Below are 23,155 nucleotides of genomic sequence, written 5' to 3' on the forward strand. Positions count from 1 at the left end.
GCATGGAGATGGAATGGTGCGTCGGGCTGATGACCGGCACGGTTCTGGACGGCAATATCGACGTAGCGCTATTGCGCACCGATGGCACGGGGATCGACGCCTTCGGGTCCTATGCGCTCTATCCCTACGACGCGGACACATGTGCGCTTCTGGCAGAATGCCAGCGCCAAGCGCTCGACTGGCAGTTCGAGGGCCCGGACCCGGCGGTCTTCGCGGAGGCGGAGGCGCGGTTGACCATCGCACAATCCCATGCCGTCCGACGCTTGGTCGAAGAGGCTGGCCTGCGCCTCGCCGACATAGCCGCTGTCGGCTTCCACGGTCAGACGGTGCTGCACCGCGCCCCGACTCCGGACGCTTTGGGGCAAACGCGGCAACTGGGCGACGGCGCGCTGATGGTCCGGCGGCTTGGGGTGCGGACCGTGTATGATTTCCGCTCCGCCGACATGGAAGCGGGCGGTCAGGGTGCGCCCTTATCGGCCGTCTATCATGGCGCGCTGATGGACCGGCTGGGAACCGGCACCGATACCGCGATCCTGAACCTGGGCGGGGTCGCTAACGTGACCGCTCGAGATGGCACGGGCGGCCTGATCGCTTTCGACACCGGCCCTGCGAACGCCCCCATCAATGACTTCGTGAAGGCGCGTGGATTGGGGGAAATGGATGTCGACGGCAGGTTGGCCGCGTCGGGACGGGTCGATGAGGCCCGCTTGGCCAAGGCCCTTGCGCATCCCTATCTCACGCGGCCCTATCCGAAATCTCTGGATCGGTTTGACTTCGGATACGGCTGGGTGGATGACATGTCCGATGCCGACGCTGCGGCGACCCTCACGGCCTTCACCGCCGCCGCCGTGGGATGCGGTCTCGAATTGCTGCCCGAGCGCCCGGCCCGCCTGATCGTCTGCGGGGGCGGGCGGCGGAACCCGACGCTTCTGGCGATGCTGGCGCCCTATGCCGGCGTCATCGCTGAGCCTGCGGAAGCCGTGGGCTGGGAAGGCGATGCGATCGAGGCGCAATGCTTCGCATTTCTCGCCAAGCGCTGCATGCGCGGCCTGCCAGGAAGCTTCCCCGAAACCACCGGAACGGCCGAGCCATGTGTTGCCGGGCGGATCGCTAAGGCGAACATCGATACGTCGTCTCGGCCGATCGACTACAGCATGCTGCCTTAAACCTGAGACATCGCTTATCACAAATGTCCCGGGAACGCGAAGCGTGGCAGGGTATTTGTGATTCAAGTTTAAGGCAGGGTGCTTTAGGTCGTGAACCGAGACGGAGAATTATCGGTGTCGTTGCCGTCGCATGCGTGAACGCTGTTGGGTTGGTAATCCCCCCTAAAATTAGGCAGCGTACTTACAAAGAGCTTCACGTTTCCAGCCTGTTATGATTCATTTCCCGCAAGACAATATGCGGAGCAGTGGAATGGCGCGGTCAGATTTGAGCGATTTGGAGTGGGAGTTCATCAAAGCAGTGCTCCCAAATAACAGCCGAGGGGTTAAGCGTGTCGATGATCGGCGTGTGATCAATGGCATCTTCTATGTCTTGCGCACAGGCATCCCGTGGCGCGATTTGCCCGATCAATACGGCCCCTACACAACGATCTACAACCGTTTCAACCGATGGACTTATGCGGGCATTTGGGATCGGGTAATGGAGGCGGTCGCCGATGCGCACAATATCGACACCGTGATGGTGGATGGCACATCGGTTCGGGTTCACCATTCTGCAGCGACGCTCAAAAAAACGACCCGCGTCGTTGCATGGGCCGGTCGCGGGGTGGGTTAACCACGAAAATACATGCACTTACCAATCAGGACGGGTTGCCGATCCGCTATGAACTGACGCCGGGCCAAGCCCACGATGCACCCCCATGCGAACAGCTTTTGGACGGGCTGCAACCTGGCCAATACGTTCTGGCTGACAAGGCATATGACGCGGATTGGATCCGCAAGATGATCTGGGAACAGGGCGCCATCGACGTCATCCCGTCCAAATCCAACCGCAAACTGCCCGCCGAGTTCGACGTCGATATCTATCGCGAGCGCAACAAGATCGAGCGGTTCTTTGGCCGCCTCAAAGCTTCCTTCCGCCGTATAGCCACCCGATACGAAAAGACATCTGCCAACTTCTTGGCGATGATCAAACTCGCATCCGTCAGGCTATGGTGCCAGTTTTATGAGTCCGCTGCCTAGTGGTGTTCAAAAGTAGAATTTTCTCGGCAAGATATCTGAGGAGATTTACGATGAAGAATGGACGTTACAGCGACGCGCAGATCATGGCGATCCTGAAGCAAGCAGATGGCGGCGTGCCTGTTTCTGAACTGTGCCGCGAACATGGAATGAGCAGCGCAAGCTTCTACAAATGGCGCGCCAAGTTTGGCGGCATGGATGCGTCTTTGATGTCCGAGATGAAGGATATGGCGGAGGAGAACCGCCGTCTGAAGCGCATGTATGCTGAGATGAGCATGCAGAATGATCTGCTGAAGGAAGCCCTTGGAAAAAAGCGTTAAGGCCGTCTCTGCGACGAGAGGTGGCCGTGAATGCGGTCGCACGGCACGGTGTCAGCGTGGCGCTGGCTTGCCGCACGTTCCAAATCAGCGAGACGTGCTATCGATACAGCCCGGTTCTGAGCGACGAGAACGAAGAGATCGCGGACTGGTTGGAACGGCTGACGACGAACAAGCGCAATTGGGGCTTTGGCCTGTGCTTTTTGTATCTGCGCAATGTGCAGGGCTATGGCTGGAACCACAAACGCGTCTACCGGATCTACTGCGAACTGGAGCTGAACTTGCGGATCAAGCCTAAGAAACGTTTGAAGCGGGACAAACCTGAACCGTTGGCCGTGCCTGACGTCCCAAACGACACTTGGTCGATGGATTTCATGGCGGATCAACTTGCTGATGGCAGGTCGATCAGAACACTAAAGCACCCTGCCTTCAACTTGAATCACAAATACCCTGCCACGCTTCGCGTTCTCGGGACATTTGTGATGCGCGATGTCTCAGGTTTAAGGCAGCATGCTGTAAACGTTCTGGATGACTTCAATGGCGAAGGCCTGTGCATTGAGGTCGACTTCTCACTGCCAGCGGAGCGCGTTGTGCGCAGCCTGAACCAGATCATTGAATGGCGCGGCCAGCCGCACGCAATTCGCGTCGATAATGGTCCAGAATATATCAGTGGCACGCTCATGACATGGGCCGAGAAACGCAACATCCGGCTTGAATACATCCAGCCAGGCAAACCACAGCAGAACGGCTACATAGAACGTTACAACCGCACTGTTCGTGGCGAGTGGCTCGGACAATACATCTTTGAAACGATTGAGGAGGCACAAGATAAGGCGACTGAATGGCTCTGGACTTACAACAACGAGCGACCCAACATGGGTATCGGCGGCATAACACCCGCAATGAAACTGAAAACAGCCGCGTGAATTCTACGGCGGGACCCCACTAAAAATGGGGGGATTACCGGTTCACAACAGCCCGTCCCCATGGGGGGCTACCGCAAACGCTAAACTCAGACGAGGACAATTTCAGGGGGCACAGCAGTCCGTCTATCCTAAAGTTTCAGTCTTGTCCGTCAAAAGTGCCAAGTCTCGCTGGACAAGTTGCGATTCACGCCGGACGACACAGGAAGTGTCTGGCTGGGGTGGTAGGATTCGAACCTACGATACACGGTACCAAAAACCGATGCCTTACCGCTTGGCTACACCCCAACTTTGACGCGCTAGTTACGCCGCGGGCGCGGCGGGATCAAGCCCCTGTGGCGCAAAATATCCTGCCCCGGGTTTGCCATCTATTCCTGGGGCGCTTCCCGCGCCAGAAGGTCGTTATCGGCCAGTTCTTCGCGTTCTGCATCGACGATGCGTTCCAGGGCTTTGCCTTCATCCGCATCGACATCCTGCGCGGCCACGGGCGTGATGGTTGCCTGCGGGGTGCTGGCAGCTTCAGGGGCCTCCGGGGCGGCCTGGCGGATCGTGGTGTCGCTGATCAGGCGATAGGTGGGTTCGGGCAGGGTGATCCCGGCCTCTTCCAGCCGGGCTTTGGTGATGCGAATCGCTTCTCCCTTGGCCATGCCCAGGCTGGTCTTGTGCTGCATGATCCAGCCCGCCGCGGTGATCGAGATCGTGCTGTCACCCACCTTGTTGACCCAGATACCGGGGCCGGGGCTGTCCAGCAGGAAGGGCAGTTCTTTCAGGGCGGCCAGCATGATCTTTTGCGCCCGGGCGATATCGGCAGTCGGGTCGATGCCCAGATCGAAGGTGAAACGGCGTTCGTCATTGCGGGTGTAATTGATGATCCGCGCCTTGAAGACGGTCGCATTGGGGATGCGGATATGGTTGCCATCCAGCGACAGAAGGATCGTGGCGCGGCTGGTCAGGCGGATGACATGGCCCATATCGCCCTCGATCTCGACCAGATCCTTCGGGCGGAAAGGCTGCCGCATGCTCAGCATGATCGAGGCAATGAAGTTTTCCACAGTGTCGCGGACGGCAAAGCCGATGGCCAGACCAACGATCCCCGCGGCGCCAAGGATGGTGCCCAGAAGGGCCGTTGCGTTCAGCAGGTCAAGGGCCAGGACAATCGCGGCAATGCTGAACAGCAGGCGAATGATCTGCCGGTAGATATCGGCGATAAACGCATTGGGGGCGATACTGTCCCAGGGTTTCTTGCGGCGCGCGATGAAAAGGCCCAGCAGGAAGACCAACACGCCCGCCGTCACCGCCACCAGGATCAGCGGGGTGAAGGCGATGAATTGTTCAAACCGGGCGCGGATACGGTCGATCGCGGGGTTCAGGCGTTCAACCACATCGGTGGTTTCGGTCACATTGTTTTCAATCGCCACGACGCCCTCAACCCGGCTGACAAGCCCGTTCAGCGCGTCGATCTGCGCGGCTTCAAGCGCGGTCCCGCGCAGGGTGACGATGCCATCGGCAACCGAGACCGAGATATCGGAATACCCCTCAAGCTGGTGCAGAATCTCGCGGATGCGCACGGCCATGGCGGCATCATGCTGCACATCGTTTTCCACCGAGATGGTGCCATCGGGCTGTTGGGTGCTTTCCTGTGCCAGCCCGGCGAAAGGCAGGGTCAGACACAGGAAAAGGATCAGAAGATAGCGCATGATATTGCCTGTCTCAGCCGGTTTCCCTCAAACGCGGAATTCAGATCGTCTGATCATACTCGCCCACTGACGGTTCGGTTCTGATCACCGCGTCGATATCGGCAAAAATCGCCCGCATCTGCGCGTCGCTGTCCGGGCTTTCGCAGACCACCACAAGATTGGGCGTGTTCGAGGAGGCGCGCACCAACCCCCAGCCGCCGTTTTCCAGCATCACCCGCGCTCCGTTGACGGTGACCACATTGGCGATTTTGACACCGCCGAGGCTGCCGCCCTCCGCATGGCGCGCAACCAGTTTTTCAACCAGCCGTTCCAGAACGTCATATTTCTCGGTATCGGCGCAATAGGGGGACATGGTGGGGGTCGCATAGGTCACCGGCAGGGCACGGCGCAGATCGGCCATGGACATATCCGGGTTGCGGTCCATCAGTTTGCAGATCTCGACGGCAACCCGCATGCCGCAATCATAGCCACGGCCGATGGGGTCTGCCAGGAAGTAGTGGCCGGATTTCTCAAACCCCGCCAGCGCGCCTAGGTCATGCACCCGGCGCTTCATATGGGAATGGCCGGTTTTCCAGTAATCCGCCTTGGCGCCATGTTTCTTCAATTCAGGGTCCGACGCGAACAGCCCGGTTGATTTCACATCGGCGACAAAGGTCGAGCCCGGGTAAATCTTTGCCAGATCGCGGGCCATGATCACCCCCATCTTATCGGCAAAAATCTCCTCCCCCTCATTGTCCACCACGCCACAGCGGTCACCATCGCCGTCAAAGCCAAGCGCGAAATCCGCGCCGCTGTCTTTGACGCTGGCGGCCATGTCATGCAGCATTTCCATCGCTTCGGGGTTCGGGTTGTAATGGGGGAAGGTGTAATCAAGCTCGTTATGGGAGGGCACGACCTCAACCCCCAGCCGCCGGAACAGTTCCGGCGCGAAGGCCGAGGCGGTGCCGTTGCCCGTGGCGCAGACCACGCGCAGTTTCCGGGTCATTTTGAAATCACCCACCAGATCGTCCAGATAGGCCTCGCGCACGCCTTCGACAAAGCTGTAGCTGCCACCGGGCCGGGCCACGCCTGCGCCGTTCAGCACGATGTCGCGCAACTGCCCCATCTCATCGGGGCCATGGGTCAGCGGGCGCTGGAAGCCCATTTTGACCCCGGTCCAGCCATTGGGGTTATGGGAGGCGGTGACCATCGCCACGGCCGGGGCATCCAGATGGAACTGGCTGAAATAGGCCATCGGGCTCAGCGCCGGGCCGATATCCTTGACCTGAATACCCGCCTGCATCAGCCCCAGGATCAGCGCGTTTTTGACCGATAGCGAATAGTCGCGGTAATCATTGCCAACAGCGATAACCGGGTCGATCCCGGCCTCGTGCATCTGGGTGCCAAGGCCCAGACCAAGGGCGGTGATACCCGGCAGATTGATCTCATCGGGGAATTTCCAGCGCGCGTCATATTCACGAAACCCGGTGGGGGTGATCATCGGAACATGCAGAAAATCCCAAGTATTCTGGGTCACATTTGGCAGGGGTTTGGGCATCAGGGAAAGCTCCGGAATGAAAAGATTAAATGCGAATTGGGTTGGATTTGGCAAGGCGGTCAAACGCCATCAGGCTGGTAACAAGCCCGGGCATATCGTGCAATTTGATCATATTGGGCCCGTCAGAGGGCGCGGTATCGGGGTCTTCATGGGTTTCAATAAAGACCGCCGCGATGCCAAGTGATACGGCAGCGCGTGCCAGAACCGGGGCAAATTCCCGCTGGCCGCCACTGCTGTCGCCTTTGCCGCCGGGCTGGGCCACCGCATGGGTGGCATCCATCACCACCGGATAGCCACCCTGCGCCATGATCGGCAGGCTGCGCATATCGGTGACCAGGGTGTTATAGCCGAAAGAGACACCCCGCTCGGTCTGCAGAATACGCGTGTTGCCGGTGCTTTCCACCTTGGTGACCACATTGGCCATATCAGCCGGGGCCAGAAACTGCCCCTTCTTGATGTTGATCGCCGCCCCGGTTTCCCCGGCCGCCAGCAACAGGTCGGTCTGCCGGCACAGGAAGGCGGGGATTTGCAGGATATCAACAACCTCTGCCACGGTGGCACATTGGGCGGCGGTATGGATATCGGTCAGAACCGGGCAGCCAAAGCTGTTTTTCACCCCTTGCAGGATCGCCAGGCCTTCGTCGATGCCGACACCGCGTTTGCCGCTGACAGAGGTGCGGTTGGCCTTGTCAAAACTGCCCTTGAAGACAAATTGCGCACCCGCCGCGGTACAGGTCCGGGCCATCTGCTCCGCAATCATCTGCGCATGGTCGGCTGTTTCAAGCTGACAGGGGCCGGCAATGACCGTCAGGGGGTGGTCATTGCTGCAAGTGATCGGTCCGATCTTGACGTGTTTCATGATCTCAGGCTGATATCTGCTCACGAAGGATGGCTATGGTCATCGACACCAGCAGGTAAATGCCAGAAAAGACCAGGAAGGCAAGCAGCGTGTTTTCAAACGCGCGGGGGTAGGCGGCCTCATCCGGGGCCACCGGGAAAACGCCGATCGACAGATAAAGCGATTGCCGGTTTGCCTCAAGCCGGGCGGTTTCCATCGCCTGCAGGGCCTGGGACAACATCAATTGACGGGTTTGCAGATCAGCCTGGGCCACGATCAGTTCCGAGGATATCCGGGCCAGCGAGACGTCATCGGCACCGCTTGTGGCGGTCAGCCCGTCGCGGAGCGATGAGATCAGCGCCTCCAGCCGTTCGATATTGCGTTCTGCCACCTCCACCCGGGTCTGGTTCGGGCGGATATTGCTTTGCAGTTCCAGAAGCCGCAGCCGTTCCTGTTGCAGTTGCAACTCGAAGGTCGAGATCTGCTGAAACACCGTGTTGACCTCGGCCTCGGCGCTCAGAACCCCGCGCTGTTCCTGAAGCTCGATCACCCGTTGCTGGGCGCCCACCATACGCAGTTCGGCGTCTTCGAAACTGCTATTGGCATCGGCCATCTGCGATTCACGCAGTCGCTGGGTCATCTGATCAACCCGTTCTTCGGCATAGGTGATCAGGGCGGCGGAAAATCTCTGGCTGGTTTCGGCATCGGCGGCAACCACCTCCATCCGCACCAGGCCTTCTGTCGGGTCATATCCGATGTCGAGATGTTTCAGATAGGTGTCATAGACATCTTCATCCGAGGCATCCGGGGCCAGACGCGTCAGCGGGTCGATATCCTCGCCCGAGAAATGGGCGCGAAAGCCAAGCTCCGCATCAAGCCTGAGCATCGCCTCGCGGCTTTCCAGATAGCTTTGTACGGTGATGCTTTCCTGCACCGTTGCAAAGCTGGTGCCGCCCAACATCCCGCTCAGATCGCCACCGGCACTGGCTTCGGCCTTCTGGATCAGGAATTCGGAATGGGTGGCATAAAGCGGGGTGGCGACGGTGAAGAAGTAATAGCCGATCAGAAAGGTGGGCAGCATCACGAAGAACATCAGCCGGACAGCCAGCAGCGCCAGACGTTTGCGCCGCCGGGTCGCAAGATCGCGCTGCACCCGCATGATCTCGGAGGCGCGGGTGTTTTCGTCATATGCCTGCCCGGCAGGGGCCGGAACGCTTGGCTGGCGCATGGTGGCGGGCAGGGTTTGCGAGTTGCCCTGCGCCTGCGCCGGTGTCTGGGCCGCAGCACCGGATTGAGCGTCATTCACGATCAACTCCAGCATATTGGTGCGGGCAAACGGGTCGATCCCCCGATGCCGCAACAGCCGCACCGCGTCGAAATCAGAGGCCGGGCGCAGCCCGTGTTTCTGTGCTGTGCGCCTTGCCATGCGCAATTGCCGCCCGGTCAGGCCTTCCTGACGGATGGCGGCCAGTTCCTGTTCGACCGGAACCTCGGGTTCCGCGCCGGGCGCAGGCTCAGGCGGCGCAGCCTGGGCGCCTGAGGCACGGTCATGGGCGGCGGAACCGGGATAGGGCGCATCGCCAAAGCCATCCTCCATCTCGCCCAGCAGGGCATTGTCCTGCGTCGGCGCCCCTGCTGCGGGCCGCGTCCCGCCAGATGCGGGTGTGACCCCCGTCGCCCGGCGGACGCGAAATTTCTTAGCTTTGGGCTTCATAGTCATAAAATCTTTTTGCCTCTTCCAGCGCGTCGAAGGAATACAGTTGTCCGTCTTTTAGCACGGCAGCCTTGCGCGCGAATTTTTCAAGTGTCTTGGGCTGGTGCGACACGATGACAACCGTGGCAGACCGCAACCTGTCGGCCAGAATGCTGCCCGCCCGGCGGTTGAACCCCGGATCGGTGGATTGGGGCATGCCCTCGTCAATCAGGTAAATCTCGAAATCCAGGGCCAGCAGCAGCGAGAAGTTGAACCGCGCCCGCATGCCCGAGGAATAGGTGCCGATCGGCATTTCGAAATATTCCTCGATCCCGCAGAGCCAGCGGCAGAACGCCTCGACATAATCCGGGTCCAGACCGTGCAGCTGCGCGATGAAGCGGCTGTTTTCGGTTGCGTTCAGTTTGGTGATCACCCCGCCCATGAAACCAAGCGGGAAAGAGACGCGGCAGGCCCGGACAACTTCGCCCTCATCGGGTTTCTCCAGCCCGGCCATCATGTTGATCACGGTGGTCTTGCCGGTGCCATTGGGGGCCAGAATGCCAAGCGAATAGCCCAGATCGACGCGAAACGAGGCGCGGTCAAGGATCACCTTGCGTTGTGTGCCCGTCCAGAAGGACTTGGAAACATTTATAAATTCGAGCAAGTGATTGCTCCGCCGCTGCTATATCTGCCATTTTCGTCATATGCCCCGTCATTTTGCGCGGGGGTTGCATGACCCGGTAGTAAAGGCCCAATTGGGCGCCATTATGTCCCTGATCGGCCTTTGTTCCAAGCCCGATACGTTGATTATGGCACAAGTTCGGCCTTTGGCGGTACAGGGCCGGGTCAGGTCTCTTGCTTCTGAACCCGCAACATCTTGCCCGCAATGATGGAGACAAGGGCCGCGCCAAAGCTGAACAGCGCCCCCATCTTGGCGGCGTCCTGCACAGGCCCGCCATCAAATGCGACCGAGGCCACAAACAGCGATACGGTAAAGCCGATGGCCGCCACGAAGCCGATCACCACAAGGTCGATGATCCGCATACCTTGCGGCATCCCCAGCCCAAGGGGTTTTGCGGCGACATAGCCAAACAGGAAAATGCCGATGGGTTTGCCGATCAGAAGCCCGGCAAGGACAAGCCAGGTTGCATCACCCATCGACGAAAACTCAACCCCTGCATTCATCAGACCAAACAGGCCCAGAACGATCTCAACAGGGTATTTCAGGGCATGTTCCATCTGGTTCAGCAGGTCGTGCAAATGCCGTTCGGCATCGGCGAAAATGCCAAAGGCCCGATCCGCATGGGGGATCGTGGGCACAATCGGCAACAGCCCGAGCGCCGGGTGCAACCCGCTTTCCTGAAAGCCATACCAGCTCAGACATCCGGCCATGGCATAGGGCCAGTAGCTGCAGCTTTTGCGTATGAAGGTGGATCGTGTGCGCAGCTGATCGCCCCGGTCAAGATATCGCGGCAACCAGTTGAACAGCACGAAAACCCCGACCGCAGCCCCGAGGCTGAGCAAAAGCCATTCCGGCGCAAGCTCTGCCGAGGGGTAGAAAATCGCCAGGATCAACAGGCCCGCCGCGTCATCGGCGATGGCCAGAAGCAGCAGGAAGCGCACTGCCGGATGGCCTGCGCCGAAGACAAGACGGCCCACCAGATAGGAAAAGGCGATATCTGTCGCGGTTGGAATGGCCCAGCCATTGGCGACCGCCGAATAGGTGTCTGAGCCCAGAACCAGGGCCAGCCCCAGATAGACGGCAATCGGCCCGACCATCCCGCCAAGCGTTGCAAACAAGGGGGTCGCGGCCTTTTTACCCCGCAGCGAGCCGTTTTTCAGGATCACGGCTTCCCACACTTCCTTGGCGGCGATGGCGAAAAACAGCGCCATCAGCACGTCATTGACCAGATAATGCAGGGTCAGCGTCCGGTGAATATGGCCAAGCTCGTCCACATGCAGATGACCGATAAAGAAATCGTCGATCAGCACGAAATCAACCATATGGTGATAGCTGGACGCGTCGATATTTGCCCAGATCAGCGCGATGATGGCGCCACCGATCAGGAACAGCGAATAGCTGGTGATGAAATTCCAGACGCGATACATGACCCACCTTTCGTCTATTGTGGTGATCGAAATAGCGGAAGGCTCAGCACCGCACAATGGGTCAGGCGAACGCACCCCAGACAATGCCCGCCAGGATTGCACCGGTCAGGGCAAGCCCCAGATAAGCCGCAAAAACCCGGGGTTTCACCAGCGCCCAGACCGCAACCGCCGCAGGGATGCAACTGACACCGCCGGCGATGACAAAGGCCATCGCGGCGCCCTGGCTCATCCCCTGCTGCAACAGCCCGTCGATCAGGGGGACGGCCGCATATCCGTTCAGATAGGCCGGCGCGCCCACCAGAGCCGCCAGCAGGATCGACCCGATGCCATCGCCGCCAACGATCCCTGCGATCAGATCAGCCGGAATGTAGCGGATCAGCAGGGTTTGCAGCACATAGGCCAGCGCCAGCCATTTCCCGAGAAACACAAGGTTCGACCAGGCGGTCTCGGCAAACAGGGTCCGGCGGGGGCCTCGGTCCAGAAGGCCCAGTTCAGCGTCAGTTTGGCACCGCCGCAGCAACTGCCGCATCCGGTGGGGGTCTGCGGTTTGAGCGCGTCGGTGAACAGGGCGGTGCGGGCCAGCATCATGACGGTCAGCCCGCCCATAAGGCCAAGCCCGATGGCGGCGAGCGTCTTGGCCAGGGCGAAATCAAAGCCAAGCGTGCCTGCGGTGACCGCGAACATCGCCGGGTCCATCAGGGGGGAGGCCAGCCAGAAGGCCATAACCGCTGACAAGGGCGCACCTGCGGCCAGAAGGGCGGCGATAAACGGGATCACCTCGCAGGAACAGAACGGCGACAGGCCACCGGCCAGCGCCCCCAGAATGATCATCCGCGCCTCACGTCCCTGAAACGCGTCTTCCAGCAGGCGTTCAGACCCGGTGGCCCGTAAAAACCCAATGGCAGAGACGGCAAACAGGATGAAGGGCAGGGTGTGCAGCAGGTTGCTGGCCGTGTCGGTGACACTTGGGCCAAAGGCGGGCCGGTCGAGGATGAAAATCGCCAGAAGCACTGCCACAGAGCTGAGCAGGACCTTGTCGGTCCGGCTCCATATCATACGGGCCCGCGAGGAGGGGGGAGCGTCAGATCAGCCATGGCGGGTGCCTTTGTCATGCCCGCCGCGATCCGCGCAGCATTGCGACAGCAGAAAGTCAGACAACCCCTCGATCTGCCCGAAAGCCACCGAACAGAGGATGCGCCGTCCATCGCGCTTTTGTGTGACCAGCCCGGCACTGACCAGTTGTTTCAGATGATGGGTCAGGACTGAGCCTTCGATGCCCACATCCAGGCCCAGTTCCCCCATCGGCACCCCGTCGGGCCCCGCGCGGACAAGACGGCGCAGGATCGCCAGCCTGTGTTCTGATCCAAGCGCGGCAAAGGCGGTTGCGGCCAGAGTGAGAGCGGGAGGGGGAGGGGGATTCCGGTTCATATTTCTATATATGTAGAAATATAGAATTGATGTCGAGCCCTGATATGCTCATCGGAAGGTTTATTGCGGTTCAACAGATGCCGGAAACCCTTTAGGTCTGGCACATGTCTTTCGAAGCCCTGAGATCAGAACTGTCCTCCTGCACGATCTGTGCCGACCGTTTTGCGGCAACGGCGACAGGCCATGCACCCCGCCCGGTGGTTTGGTTCGCCCCCGACGCCCGGTTGCTGATCGCCGGGCAGGCGCCGGGGATGAAGGTTCACCAGTCCGGCAAACCGTTCACAGACCCTTCCGGCGACCGTTTGCGCGACTGGATGGGCGTGTCAGAAAAGGTCTTCTATGACCGGAGCCGGGTGGCGATTGTGCCCATGGGGTTCTGCTTTCCGGGCTATAACGCCAGGGGCAGCGACCTGCCGCCGCCGAAGATTTGTGCGCAGACCTGGCGGCGTCGGGTGACCGATCTGCTGTCCGGGGTTCGTCTGACCCTGTTGATCGGCGGTTATGCGCAAAACTGGCATCTGGGAGGCAAAGCCGGCGTGACCGAAACCGTGGCTGCCTGGCGCGACCATGGGCCCGGGATAATCCCCTTGCCGCACCCGTCCTGGCGCAATACCGGCTGGCTGAAGAAAAACCCGTGGTTCAGTGCCGAGCTGTTGCCGGTATTGCGGGCCCGGGTGGCGGAGGTGTTGAAATAGATGACGGCGCTTGATCAGGCCCATGCGGTGATGGAGGCCGCGCCGGGCGATGATGCCGCGCGGTTGCGGTTCTATGATTGTCTGGCCAGCACAGAGCTGTTTTTGCTGTTGGAGAGTGAGGCTGATGGCGATCGGATCAGCCCGCAGATTTTCCCGGTGGAGGGGCAGCAATTCGCCCTGGTTTTTGACCGTGAAGAGCGGTTGACGGCATTTGCGGGCCGGATCTCTCCCTATGCGGCCCTTTCAGGGCGGGCCCTGGCGGGAATGCTGGCGGGGCAGGCGATTGGCCTGGGTGTCAATCTGGATGTGGCGCCGTCCTCCATCCTGATCGAGGCCGAGGCGGTGGGCTGGCTGGCCGACACGCTTGATCATGCGCCCGATGAGATGGAAGCCCGCCCCGCAGAGATATCTGCCCCGAAAGGCCTGCCCGAGGCGCTGATTGCGGCGCTGGATGCGAAGCTGGCGGGCGCAGTCGGGATGGCGAAACTGGCCTATCTGGCCGGGGTTTCCTATGAGGATGGGCGGCAGGGGCATTTGCTGGGTTTTGTCGGGGCCGATAAAGGTGCCGAACCGGCCCTGGCGCAGGCGGTGGCCGAGGCGTTGACCTTTTCCGGTATCGAGGCGGGCAGTCTGGATGTGGCGTTTTTCAACGCCTCCGAGCCGATCTGTGCCTCTCTGGCGCGGCTTGGGCTGAGGTTCGATTTGCCGGAACCTGTGGTCGAAAAACCCCGGGGGCCGAACCGGGGATGGACCCGGACCGCCCGCCCAGATTGCGCTGACGCGCTGGCGGCTGGCCGCGTCAGGCCGCTTCGGGGCTCTCCTTGCCCCGCGTTGCCACGGGTCTGGGGCCTGGCCCGCGCGGGGGCTGCAAGGGGAGTGTCTGTGGCGAGGCCCGGGTTTTGCGTATTTGGGACAAGAAGAAGGGGGAAGGGCTCTGCCATATGTGTCAATAGCCCAGATCACGGTCGACAAGATGCAGGAAGGGGGCACCGGTTTCGCCCCGGCGGATATTGTCGATGATCACTTTGGCGGCGCTTTCAACGCGGGTTTCCGAGGCGATATGCGGGGTGACGGTGACCTTGGGATGGGCCCAGAACGGGTGAGTTTCGGGCAGGGGTTCCACCCGGAATGTATCAAGCGTGGCATGGCTGATCCGGCCTGTATCAAGCGCGTTGAGCAGGGCGGTATCGTCGATCAGGGCACCACGCCCCGGGTTCAGGATCACCGCCCCTTTTGGCATCATGGCGAAGGTGTCGGCGTTCAATACGGCCTCGGTCGCGGGGGTGTCGGGCAGAAGAAGGGTTACAATTTCTGCCGATTTCAGGATTTTTTGTAACCCGTCCGGGCCGTGAAATGTGCGGATCCCGTCAATCTGTTTCGGGCTGCGGGACCATCCGCTGACCTGAAAGTTCAGACCGGCAAGCGCGGTGGCGGAGGCCGATCCAAGCGCGCCCAGCCCGAGGATCGCCACCCGGCGGTCGCGGGCAAGGGGTGGTACAATGCCGGCGCGCCAGACCCCGTCCTGGCCGTGAATATGGGCGTCGATCCCAATATGGTGGCGCATGGTATGGGCCACGACCCAGTCAACCATACCTTCGGTCAGGCCATAATCGACCATCCGCGCCAAGGGCACGGTCAGGGTTGTGTTGCCCACCACATCCTCGACCCCGGCCCAGAGGTTCAGGACGGCTTTCAGCCTTGTATAGGGGGTGAAATCACTGACCGGGCCGTTCGGGGCATAGATGATGTACTCCACCTCTGCCGGATCGGCCCGGGTGGTCAGATTTGCGCCCGGCAGCCCGGCTTCGACCAGGGCGTTTCGCAGGGGGCGTTCATATTGGGTCCAGCGCTCAGGGCGCGCGGCAAAGAGGATATTGGGCATCGGGAGAAGGGCCTTAACGGGGACGGTGGATATGAGCGGATTGCACCAGACCGAACCCCACCATCAGAACCAGCATGGCCGACCCGCCATAACTGACCAGCGGCAGGGGCACGCCCACCACCGGGGCCAGCCCCATCACCATCGCCATATTGATCGCGAAATAGAGAAAGAAGGTCACCGCGACGCCAAGCGTCGCCAGCGCGGCAAAGCGGTCTTTGGTTTGCAGGGCGGTGCTGATGCAGAACAGCAGGATCAGCAGATAGAGCGCCAGAAGCGAGGCGGCGCCGATAAAGCCGAATTCCTCGGCCAGGGTGGTAAAGATGAAATCCGTATGTTTTTCGGGCAGGAAATTCAGGCGGCTTTGGGTGCCCTGCATGAAGCCGCGCCCGCCAAACCCGCCGGAGCCAAGCGCGATCTGGGACTGGGTGATGTGATAGCCCGCGCCAAGCGGGTCCGAGGCGGGATCAAGGAAAGTGTCGATCCGGCGGTACTGATAATCCTGCAAAAGCTGCCATGGCGTCCCGCGTGAGGTGAAAACCGCGGTGACCGTTGCCAGACCGGTGCCGATGACGGCCAGGAAATAGGCCCAGTGAACACCGGCCAGGAACATCACCGCGCCGCCGCCCATAAGCAACAGCAGGGCGGTGCCCAGATCGGGCTGGCGCAGGGTCAGCAGCACCGGGATGAAGATGATCACAAGCGGGATCAGCACGAAAAGCGGTCGCGACATTTTACGACTGTCGAGCCAGTCGTAATAGGCGGCAAGCAGCATCACCATGGTGATTTTGGTCAGTTCCGAGGGTTGCAGGCGCATGAAACCCAGATCAATCCAGCGCTGCGCCCCCATATTGATGGAGCCGAAAAACTCCACATAAAGCAGCAGAAGGATCGACACCCCATAGGCAACGCCAGACATGTTGCGCCAGAACCAGATCGGCACCATGGCGACGATGAACATGACGATCAGACCAAGGCCGAACCGCTGCATCTGCGGTTCGACCCAGGGCGTCAGGGAGCCGCCCGCGACGGAATACAGCATCAGAAACCCGATGCTGGTGACCGCCATCACCAAAAGCACCAGCGCCCAGTTCACATAAAACAGTTTTCGCAACCCGCTTGGGGTGGATTTGACCGTGTATTCCAGAAAGCTCATGCTTGGCTGCTGCCCCCGTTGCCTTCAGGCCGGGTGACGGGGCGCAGGTCCATATTCTCGTGCATCTCTTCGATGTCGCGACGCTGGTTTGCGGGGTAAAGCTCAACCGGGGGCACATCGCCATATTGGGCACGCAGCAGGATATCCCGGCCGATGGGCGCCGCTGCGATGGAGCCGCCACCGCCATGTTCAACCACCACCGAGACCGCGAAACGCGGCGCTTCAAAAGGTGCGAAGGCCACAAACAGGGCGTGGTCGCGGCGTTCCCAGGGCAGATCGGCATTGCGGACCACCCCTGCGCGCCGTTCAGCCGCGGTGATGTTGCGCACCTGGCTGGTGCCGGTTTTGCCCGCAAGCGCATAGGCCGGGTCTTCGACCCGGCTGCGATAGGCGGTGCCGCGACGGGCATTGCTGACCCGGTACATGCCTTGCTGGACCAGGGCCAGATGTGCGGGATCAAGGCCCAGACCCTCGCCGCCCAGAGGCCCGTCATCACGCCCGTCGATGGATTTCACCATTTTCGGCATGATATTGCGCCCGGTGGCCAGACGTGCGGTCATCACCGCAAGCTGCAGGGGGGAGGCCAGCACGAAGCCCTGACCGATGGAGGCGTTCAGCGTGTCGCCGACCACCCAATCCTCGCCCCGGTTGTCGCGTTTCCATTGCATGGTGGGGGCCAGGCCGGTGACAACACCGGAAAGCGGCACATCGTGATGCACGCCACAGCCCAGACGACGGGCCATGGCGGAAATCGCCTCGATCCCGGTGCGTTCTGCCAGATCATAATAATAGACATCACAGGATTGGGTCAGGCTGTCGGTCAGATTCATCGCGCCGTGGCCACCGCGCCGCCAGCAATGGAACCGGCGGTTGCCAACCTCGGTGAAGCCCCGGCAGGTCACGGTTTCCTCGGGCGTGATCACACCGGCCTCAAGCGCGGCCATGGCAACGATCATCTTGTAGGTCGAGCCGGGCGGGTAAAGGCCCTGTGCCGATTTATTGGCCAATGGCCGGTACGGGTCTGTGTTCAGCGTGTTCCAGTCGGTGGTCGAGATCCCGCGCACAAAGAGATTGGGGTCAAAGGTCGGGGCCGAGGCAAGGGCCACAATCTCACCGGTTGCCACCTCGATCACCACGGCCCCGGCGCTTTCGCCATGCAGCCGGGCCTCGACATAGTTCTGCAATCCGGCATCAATGGTCAGTTGCAGATCCGCGCCGGGGGTTGCGGCGTCGCGGTCCAGTTCCCGCATGATGCGGCCACCGGCATTGACCTCGACCCGTTTGGCACCCGCCCGCCCGCGCAAGCGGGGTTCCATCCGCGCCTCGATATTGTAGCGCCCGACCTGAAAATCGGGGATCTGCAGAACCGGGTCGGTGTCGCCGGTGGTTTCCAGATACCAATCCGAGACCGGGCCGACATAGCCCACCACATGGGCGAAATCCGGGCCCCGGGGATAGATACGGCTTAGCCCGAATTCAGGGGTCACACCGGGCAGGGCGGGGGCGTTCACCGCCACGGTCGACAGTTCTTCCCAACTTAATCTGTCGGCAATCGTCACCGGTACAAAGGGCGGGCGGGCCAGCATTTCCTCACGCGCGCGCGCCAGCTTGCCGATGTCAAGATTGACCAGATCCGTCAGCCGCTGAAGCACGGCGTCCACGTCATCGGCATCTTCGCGCACCATGATGATGCGGTAATTCTGTTCATTGCCCGCCAGAAGCTGGCCTGCCCGGTCGAAGATCAGGCCGCGCGCGGGGGGCAACAGGCGGATATTGATCCGGTTTTCCTCGGCCAGCATGCGGAAATCATCGGCCCGGTCCAGTTGCAGATACTGCATCCGGCCTGCCAGCACCGCGCCCGTGCCCGCGATCACCCCGCCAACCACCAGGGCGCGGCGGCCCACAAGGCGGGCGTTTTCCTCGGTTTCCTGGGGGTGCGTTTCATGGGTTTGCGGCCACGTCTGAGTCGATTGGCCCCAGTTTACGCAGCCCGAACAGGAATTTCGAGACCGCCACCACAACCGGATAGATCGCCACTGTCACAATCCCATGGACCAGCGTCAGGCCAAGGGTTGTCTGGTTCACCATAAGCACCCAAAGCGCGACCCGGTTCAGGATCAAAAGCGTGAATACGGCCCCGGCAAAGGCGCTCCATTCGACGAGAAACGGAAATTCGGTCATCTGGGCGCGCCGCCTGCGCAGGCTTTCACTGGTCAGCAGGACAAGCAGGGTCCAAAGCCCCGGGGGGCGCTGAAACAGGAAATCGGCCAGCAGGAAAACAAGGATAATGGCGCCCATGGGCACGACGGCAGGCTGGCGCATCAGCCAGGCCAGTGTCAGGGCCAGCAGAATATCGGGCGAGGGCAGACCGATAGACCCCAGGCTGAGCGGCAGGAGCTTATAGGCAATCACCACAAGGCTGAGCGCGAGATAGAGCAGCCGATAGGTCCAGATATGGCGGGTAACCGGGTCTATCATGGGTCCAGCGCACCTGTCTCAAGCGGCGGGGTCTGTATGTCTGCCGGGATGTCTTCGGCACTCGGGTCTGACAAGGGCCAGGGCGGGCCGATCAACCCGCCGGGGTCGGACAATGTGGTGCCCGGGTGGCTGCGCATCACGCGCAGAAAATTCAGCCTTGCGTAATCGGCGGCAAGGCGCGTGCGCATCCGCCCATCCGGGCTTAGCCCCACCTGACCGACAAGCAGACCGGCGGGGAACAGACCGCCATCGCCCGAGGTCACCACCCGGTCGCCTGCGCTGATATCCTCGGCATCCTCGATGAATTCCAGAACCGGGGCGACGGAATTGTCACCAAGCAGCAGGGCCTGCTGCCCCGAGGGCTGGATCGTCACCGGTACGCGGCTGTTGCTGTCGGTCAGCAACAGAACCCGCGAGGTGTTTGCCCCCACACCGGCGATGCGCCCGACTACGCCAAGCCCGTCCATCGTAGCCCATCCGTCCAGAATCCCATCGCGGGCGCCCACATTCAGCAGAACCGAACGCCGGAAGGGCGACCCGCTATCGGCCAGCACGATCCCGGTCACAAAGGTCAGTTCCGGGTCCAGTTGCACCCGGTTGAGATCCAGCAACCGGGCGTTTTCCTGCTCCAGCTGCAGCGCGGCCTCGCGCCAGGCGCGCATTTGCTGCAATTCGCGCCGAAGCTGGTCGTTCTGTTCGTAAAGTCTTGAGTAGCTTTGGAAATCATCCAGCATACGCGCCATGCCCGCGACCGGGGCCATCGCCCATTCCATATTCGGGACAACCCGGTCAACGATGGCGGCGCGCATACGTTCGACCCGTGGGTTATCAATCCGCCAGATCAGAACCAGCGACACAAGACATAAGATCAGAACCGTCAGCAGCAAACGCCGGACAGGGCGGGCATAGGCGGCATCGTTTCGATCACGGGCCATTCACATCCTCACATCGCGCTGCGCAAACGCGCAACATCCGTGGGTTTACAACACTTTTCAGGTTTCGCTGACATCGCATGTATCAGGTTGCGCCCGAAAGATCCTATAGCGGTCTGCGTTTGAACTTTACCGAAAACCGCTGCCTCTCGCCTTCGGCTCGAACGCGTTTTCGACGGGGCTGCCCCATATAAAACGCAAACCGCTTTAGCTGTCGTAATCTATCGCATGGCGGAGCAGTTTTTCATACTCCAGCGCTTTGCCGGTGCCCATGGCCACGCAATTCAGGCTTTCATCGGCCACTGAAATCGCCAGACCCGTCTGTTCACGAAGTGCCAGGTCAAGCTCTCCCAGAAGCGCACCGCCGCCGGTCAGCATCACGCCACGATCCACGATATCGGCTGCCAGATCCGGGGGGTGGCTTCCAGTGCGCTCATCACCGCCTCGCAGATCTGCTGCACCGGTTCGGCCAGCGCTTCGGCCACCTGGGCCTGGCTGATCTCGGTTTCCTTGGGCACCCCGTTCAACAGGTCACGGCCGCGGATCTGCATGGAGGACCCGCGCCCGTCATCGGGCATCCGCGAGGTGCCGATGGAGGTTTTGATGCGTTCGGCGGTTGCCTCCCCGATCAGAAGGTTCTGCTGACGGCGCAGGTAAGAGATGATGGCTTCATCCATCCGGTCGCCGCCGACGCGCACGGATCGGGCATAAACGATGTCGGCCAGGCTGAGAACGGCCACCTCGGTGGTTCCGCCGCCGATATCCACGACCATGTTGCCGGTCGGGTCGGTGATCGGCATGCCGGCCCCGATGGCCGCCGCGATCGGTTCGGCAATCAGGCCCGCCTTGCGGGCGCCTGCGGACAGAACCGATTGCCGGATCGCCCGTTTTTCGACCGGGGTGGCCCCATGGGGCACGCAGACGATGATTTTGGGTTTGGTGAAGGTTGTGCGTTTATGGACCTTGCGGATGAAGTGTTTGATCATCTCTTCGGCCACGTCGAAATCTGCGATCACGCCGTCATGCATGGGCCGGATCGCCTGAATCGACCCGGGCGTGCGGCCCAGCATCAGTTTGGCGTCTTCCCCGAAAGCCAGGGCTTTTTTCACACCATCCTTGACCTGATAGGCCACCACCGAGGGCTCATTCAGGATCACACCCTTGCCTTTCACATAGACAAGCGTGTTCGCGGTGCCGAGGTCAATTGCCATATCGGCGGAGAAAAGGCTGCCAAATCCGATGGCCATATGGGGGAGAATCCTGCTGTAACGTCCAAAAGGCGCCCAAGAGACTCGGGCGCGTTCAACCGGAGTGCATATAGTCACCCCGTCTGGCAGGCGTAAAGAGCGATCTGAGCCCGGGTCAGCGCATTTTCGCCGCGCTGTATGTCGCGCAGGATCGTGAAGGAACCGGAAAACGCGCGTTTTCCACAAGGATTTCTGGAGAAATCCGGCCCCTTCACGCGAAAGGCTGATCCCGGTTCGCGCGGGTGCTTCACTATCCTGTGTCAGAAGGGGCGGTGACATCAGCACCGCCCCATGACATGACTGCTTTTCAGGTCAAACCCGAAACGCCATAATCACGAGACATCTTTATACGACACCTCTCGCAGGTCATGGCCTCCGGTCTTTTCACGGCGCAGGATCAGCCGGTTGAGTGCGTTGATATAGGCCTTGGTGCTGGCCACCACCGTATCGGTATCGGCGGATTGGCCGGTGGCGATGCGGCCTTCCTCTTCCATCCGCACACTGACCGTGGCCTGGGCATCGGTGCCTTCAGTCACCGCATGCACCTGATACAATTGCAGCATCGTCTGATGCGGGAAAATCGCCTTGACCGCGTTGAAGGCCGCATCGACCGGGCCGTCCCCGGTGGCTTCAACCGATTTCTCGATGCCGCCGACCGACAGGGTCATGGTTGCCTTTTGCGGGCCTTCGGTGCCGCAGATCACGGTCATCGCCTGAAGATGCAGGTGATCATCCTGATCGGTTGCCGCGCTGTCGGCCACCAGCGCAATCAGGTCATCATCGAAGATTTCCTTTTTGCGGTCGGCCAGGCTTTTGAAGCGCACGAACACATCGTTCAGCTGATTATCCGCCAGATCATGGCCCAGATCCTTGAGTTTCGAACGCAGGGCCGCCCGGCCGGAATGCTTGCCCATGACGATATTGGTCTCGGACAGGCCCACATCCTCGGGGCGCATGATTTCAAAGGTTTCGGCGTTTTTCAGCATGCCATCCTGATGGATGCCGCTTTCATGGGCAAAGGCGTTCTTGCCGACGATGGCCTTGTTGAACTGCACCGCAAAACCGGACACCGTGGCGACCCGGCGGGAGATGTTCATCAGCTTGGTGGCGTCGATGCCGGTGGTAAACGGCATGATGTCATGGCGCACCTTCATCGCCATCACCACCTCTTCCAGGGCTGTATTGCCTGCGCGTTCACCCAGGCCGTTGATCGTGCATTCGATCTGCCGGGCACCGCCTTCGACCGCTGCCAGAGAATTGGCTGTCGCCATGCCCAGATCATTATGACAATGGGTCGAGAAAACCACCTCATCGGCGCCGGGAACCTCGGCGATCAGGCGACGGATCAGGTCGGCGGATTCGTTTGGCGCTGTATAGCCGACCGTATCGGGGATGTTCAGCGTGGTGGCCCCGGCCCTGATCGCAATTTCCACGACGCGGGCCAGATACTCCCATTCGGTGCGGGTTGCATCCATTGGCGACCATTGCACATTGTCGCAGAGATTGCGGGCATGGCTGACCGTGTCGTGAATCCGTTCGGCCATTTCATCTTGGGTCAGGTTGGGGATCGCCCGGTGCAGCGGCGAGGTGCCGATAAAGGTGTGGATACGCGGCTGTTTCGCGTGGCGAACGGCCTCCCAACAGCGGTCGATATCCTTGAAATTCGCTCGGCTCAGCCCGCAGATCACACTGTTCCGCGCGTTTTTGGCGATCTCGGAGACGGCGGCGAAATCGCCTTCGGAGGCGATGGGAAACCCGGCCTCGATGATATCGACGCCCATCTCGTCCAAGAGGCTGGCAATCTCCAGCTTTTCGTCATGGCTCATCGTTGCGCCGGGGGATTGTTCGCCGTCGCGCAGGGTGGTGTCAAAAATCACCACACGGTTTTTGTCATTGGTCATAGCTCTGGTCCTTAGCCTTGATTTCGCGTGATTTTCTCGGCGCTTCATCCCCCCCTGAGCGGTCGCGCCGGATGGCACGCTCAGAGGTGGCTAAGAAGGAGAAGACCGCGCAGGTCCAGGCCACCCAGAGGGGCGGCAATCA

At 60.9% G+C, this 23,155-nt stretch carries 19 protein-coding genes, 1 tRNA gene and 2 pseudogenes; 5 read left to right on the top strand and 17 right to left on the bottom strand.

The genetic code is table 11. The annotated features are described in order from the left end of the window. Positions 1 to 2: 2 nt before the first annotated feature. The 3 genes from E2K80_RS18415 (at position 3) to E2K80_RS19710 (ending at position 3,426) form a co-directional block, all read left to right on the top strand. The gene (locus E2K80_RS18415) at positions 3 to 1,166 is read left to right on the top strand and encodes an anhydro-N-acetylmuramic acid kinase (protein ID WP_135376316.1); all 1,164 of its coding nucleotides are present in this window, start codon (positions 3 to 5) and stop codon (positions 1,164 to 1,166) included. Positions 1,167 to 1,416: 250 nt separating this feature from the next. Further along, a protein-coding gene (locus tag E2K80_RS18420; protein ID WP_168193246.1) for an IS5 family transposase occupies positions 1,417 to 2,186 on the top strand; the annotation gives its coding sequence in 2 pieces (ribosomal slippage) (positions 1,417 to 1,738 and positions 1,738 to 2,186; 771 coding nt in all). 50 nt (positions 2,187 to 2,236) lie between these two features. Beyond that, positions 2,237 to 3,426, top strand: a protein-coding gene (locus tag E2K80_RS19710) for a transposase (RefSeq protein WP_238475590.1) whose coding sequence is annotated in 2 segments (ribosomal slippage) — positions 2,237 to 2,498 and positions 2,498 to 3,426 — 1,191 coding nt in all. Because the reading frame shifts where the segments join, the coding sequence is not laid out codon by codon here. A gap of 210 nt (positions 3,427 to 3,636) precedes the next feature. Here the strand turns inward: E2K80_RS19710 and E2K80_RS18435 are convergent. The 10 genes from E2K80_RS18435 to E2K80_RS18475 all read right to left on the bottom strand — a co-directional run bounded on the left by E2K80_RS18435 (position 3,637) and on the right by E2K80_RS18475 (position 12,725). Beyond that, positions 3,637 to 3,711, bottom strand: a tRNA-Gln gene (locus tag E2K80_RS18435). An 80-nt stretch (positions 3,712 to 3,791) separates the two neighbouring features. After that, complete coding sequence (locus E2K80_RS18440; RefSeq protein WP_135376318.1) at positions 3,792 to 5,120, bottom strand: mechanosensitive ion channel family protein; 1,329 nt, start codon at positions 5,118 to 5,120, stop codon at positions 3,792 to 3,794. Positions 5,121 to 5,160: 40 nt separating this feature from the next. Beyond that, positions 5,161 to 6,657: a phosphomannomutase/phosphoglucomutase gene (locus tag E2K80_RS18445; RefSeq protein ID WP_135376319.1), complete on the bottom strand. Its 1,497-nt coding sequence runs from the start codon at positions 6,655 to 6,657 to the stop codon at positions 5,161 to 5,163. Between the two features lie 25 nt (positions 6,658 to 6,682). Further along, positions 6,683 to 7,516, bottom strand: coding sequence for a 3-deoxy-8-phosphooctulonate synthase (gene kdsA / locus E2K80_RS18450; protein WP_135376320.1), 834 nt, complete (start codon positions 7,514 to 7,516; stop codon positions 6,683 to 6,685). 4 nt (positions 7,517 to 7,520) lie between these two features. Then, the gene (locus E2K80_RS18455; protein WP_135376321.1) at positions 7,521 to 9,215 is read right to left on the bottom strand and encodes a capsule biosynthesis protein; all 1,695 of its coding nucleotides are present in this window, start codon (positions 9,213 to 9,215) and stop codon (positions 7,521 to 7,523) included. After that, entirely contained in the window at positions 9,193 to 9,852 is a 660-nt protein-coding gene (locus E2K80_RS18460) for an ABC transporter ATP-binding protein (protein ID WP_135376322.1), read from the bottom strand. The genes E2K80_RS18455 and E2K80_RS18460 overlap by 23 nt, the downstream gene beginning before the upstream one ends. 182 nt (positions 9,853 to 10,034) lie before the next feature. Then, positions 10,035 to 11,297: a Na+/H+ antiporter NhaA gene (locus E2K80_RS18465; RefSeq protein ID WP_135376323.1), complete on the bottom strand. Its 1,263-nt coding sequence runs from the start codon at positions 11,295 to 11,297 to the stop codon at positions 10,035 to 10,037. Positions 11,298 to 11,358: 61 nt separating this feature from the next. Continuing rightward, positions 11,359 to 11,787, bottom strand: coding sequence for a permease (locus tag E2K80_RS20135; protein WP_443216564.1), 429 nt, complete (start codon positions 11,785 to 11,787; stop codon positions 11,359 to 11,361). After that, positions 11,673 to 12,353, bottom strand: a complete 681-nt coding sequence (locus E2K80_RS20140; protein ID WP_443216538.1) for a permease — start codon at positions 12,351 to 12,353, stop codon at positions 11,673 to 11,675. The genes E2K80_RS20135 and E2K80_RS20140 overlap by 115 nt, the downstream gene beginning before the upstream one ends. A gap of 30 nt (positions 12,354 to 12,383) precedes the next feature. Next, entirely contained in the window at positions 12,384 to 12,725 is a 342-nt protein-coding gene (locus E2K80_RS18475) for an ArsR/SmtB family transcription factor (protein WP_135376324.1), read from the bottom strand. Positions 12,726 to 12,829: 104 nt separating this feature from the next. Here E2K80_RS18475 and E2K80_RS18480 point away from each other — a divergent pair, with 104 nt between their 5' ends. Further along, on the top strand, positions 12,830 to 13,420 hold the full coding sequence (locus E2K80_RS18480; RefSeq protein ID WP_135376325.1) for a uracil-DNA glycosylase family protein: 591 nt from the start codon (positions 12,830 to 12,832) through the stop codon (positions 13,418 to 13,420). Next, positions 13,421 to 14,199, top strand: a pseudogene (locus E2K80_RS18485) (SseB family protein). It begins immediately after the preceding gene. A 167-nt stretch (positions 14,200 to 14,366) separates the two neighbouring features. Here the strand turns inward: E2K80_RS18485 and E2K80_RS18490 are convergent. The 7 genes and pseudogenes from E2K80_RS18490 to E2K80_RS18520 form a co-directional block, all read right to left on the bottom strand. Further along, positions 14,367 to 15,302, bottom strand: a complete 936-nt coding sequence (locus tag E2K80_RS18490; RefSeq protein ID WP_135376326.1) for a 2-hydroxyacid dehydrogenase — start codon at positions 15,300 to 15,302, stop codon at positions 14,367 to 14,369. Positions 15,303 to 15,315: 13 nt separating this feature from the next. Further along, positions 15,316 to 16,455, bottom strand: coding sequence for a rod shape-determining protein RodA (gene rodA, locus E2K80_RS18495; RefSeq protein WP_135376327.1), 1,140 nt, complete (start codon positions 16,453 to 16,455; stop codon positions 15,316 to 15,318). Then, positions 16,452 to 18,359 carry a penicillin-binding protein 2 gene (gene mrdA / locus E2K80_RS18500; RefSeq protein WP_238475591.1) on the bottom strand — a complete coding sequence of 636 codons (1,908 nt, stop codon included), beginning with the start codon at positions 18,357 to 18,359 and terminating at the stop codon, positions 16,452 to 16,454. The genes rodA and mrdA overlap by 4 nt, the downstream gene beginning before the upstream one ends. A 37-nt stretch (positions 18,360 to 18,396) precedes the next feature. Continuing rightward, complete coding sequence (locus tag E2K80_RS18505; protein ID WP_135376329.1) at positions 18,397 to 18,933, bottom strand: rod shape-determining protein MreD; 537 nt, start codon at positions 18,931 to 18,933, stop codon at positions 18,397 to 18,399. After that, positions 18,930 to 19,868, bottom strand: a complete 939-nt coding sequence (gene mreC, locus E2K80_RS18510; RefSeq protein WP_135376330.1) for a rod shape-determining protein MreC — start codon at positions 19,866 to 19,868, stop codon at positions 18,930 to 18,932. The genes E2K80_RS18505 and mreC overlap by 4 nt, the downstream gene beginning before the upstream one ends. 204 nt (positions 19,869 to 20,072) lie before the next feature. Then, positions 20,073 to 21,112 (bottom strand): annotated as a pseudogene (locus E2K80_RS18515) (rod shape-determining protein). A 332-nt stretch (positions 21,113 to 21,444) separates the two neighbouring features. Further along, on the bottom strand, positions 21,445 to 23,013 hold the full coding sequence (locus E2K80_RS18520) for a 2-isopropylmalate synthase (RefSeq protein WP_135376331.1): 1,569 nt from the start codon (positions 23,011 to 23,013) through the stop codon (positions 21,445 to 21,447). Between the last annotated feature and the right edge of the window lie 142 nt (positions 23,014 to 23,155).

This window comes from Rhodophyticola sp. CCM32 (assembly GCF_004751985.1).
Lineage (GTDB): Bacteria > Pseudomonadota > Alphaproteobacteria > Rhodobacterales > Rhodobacteraceae > Rhodophyticola.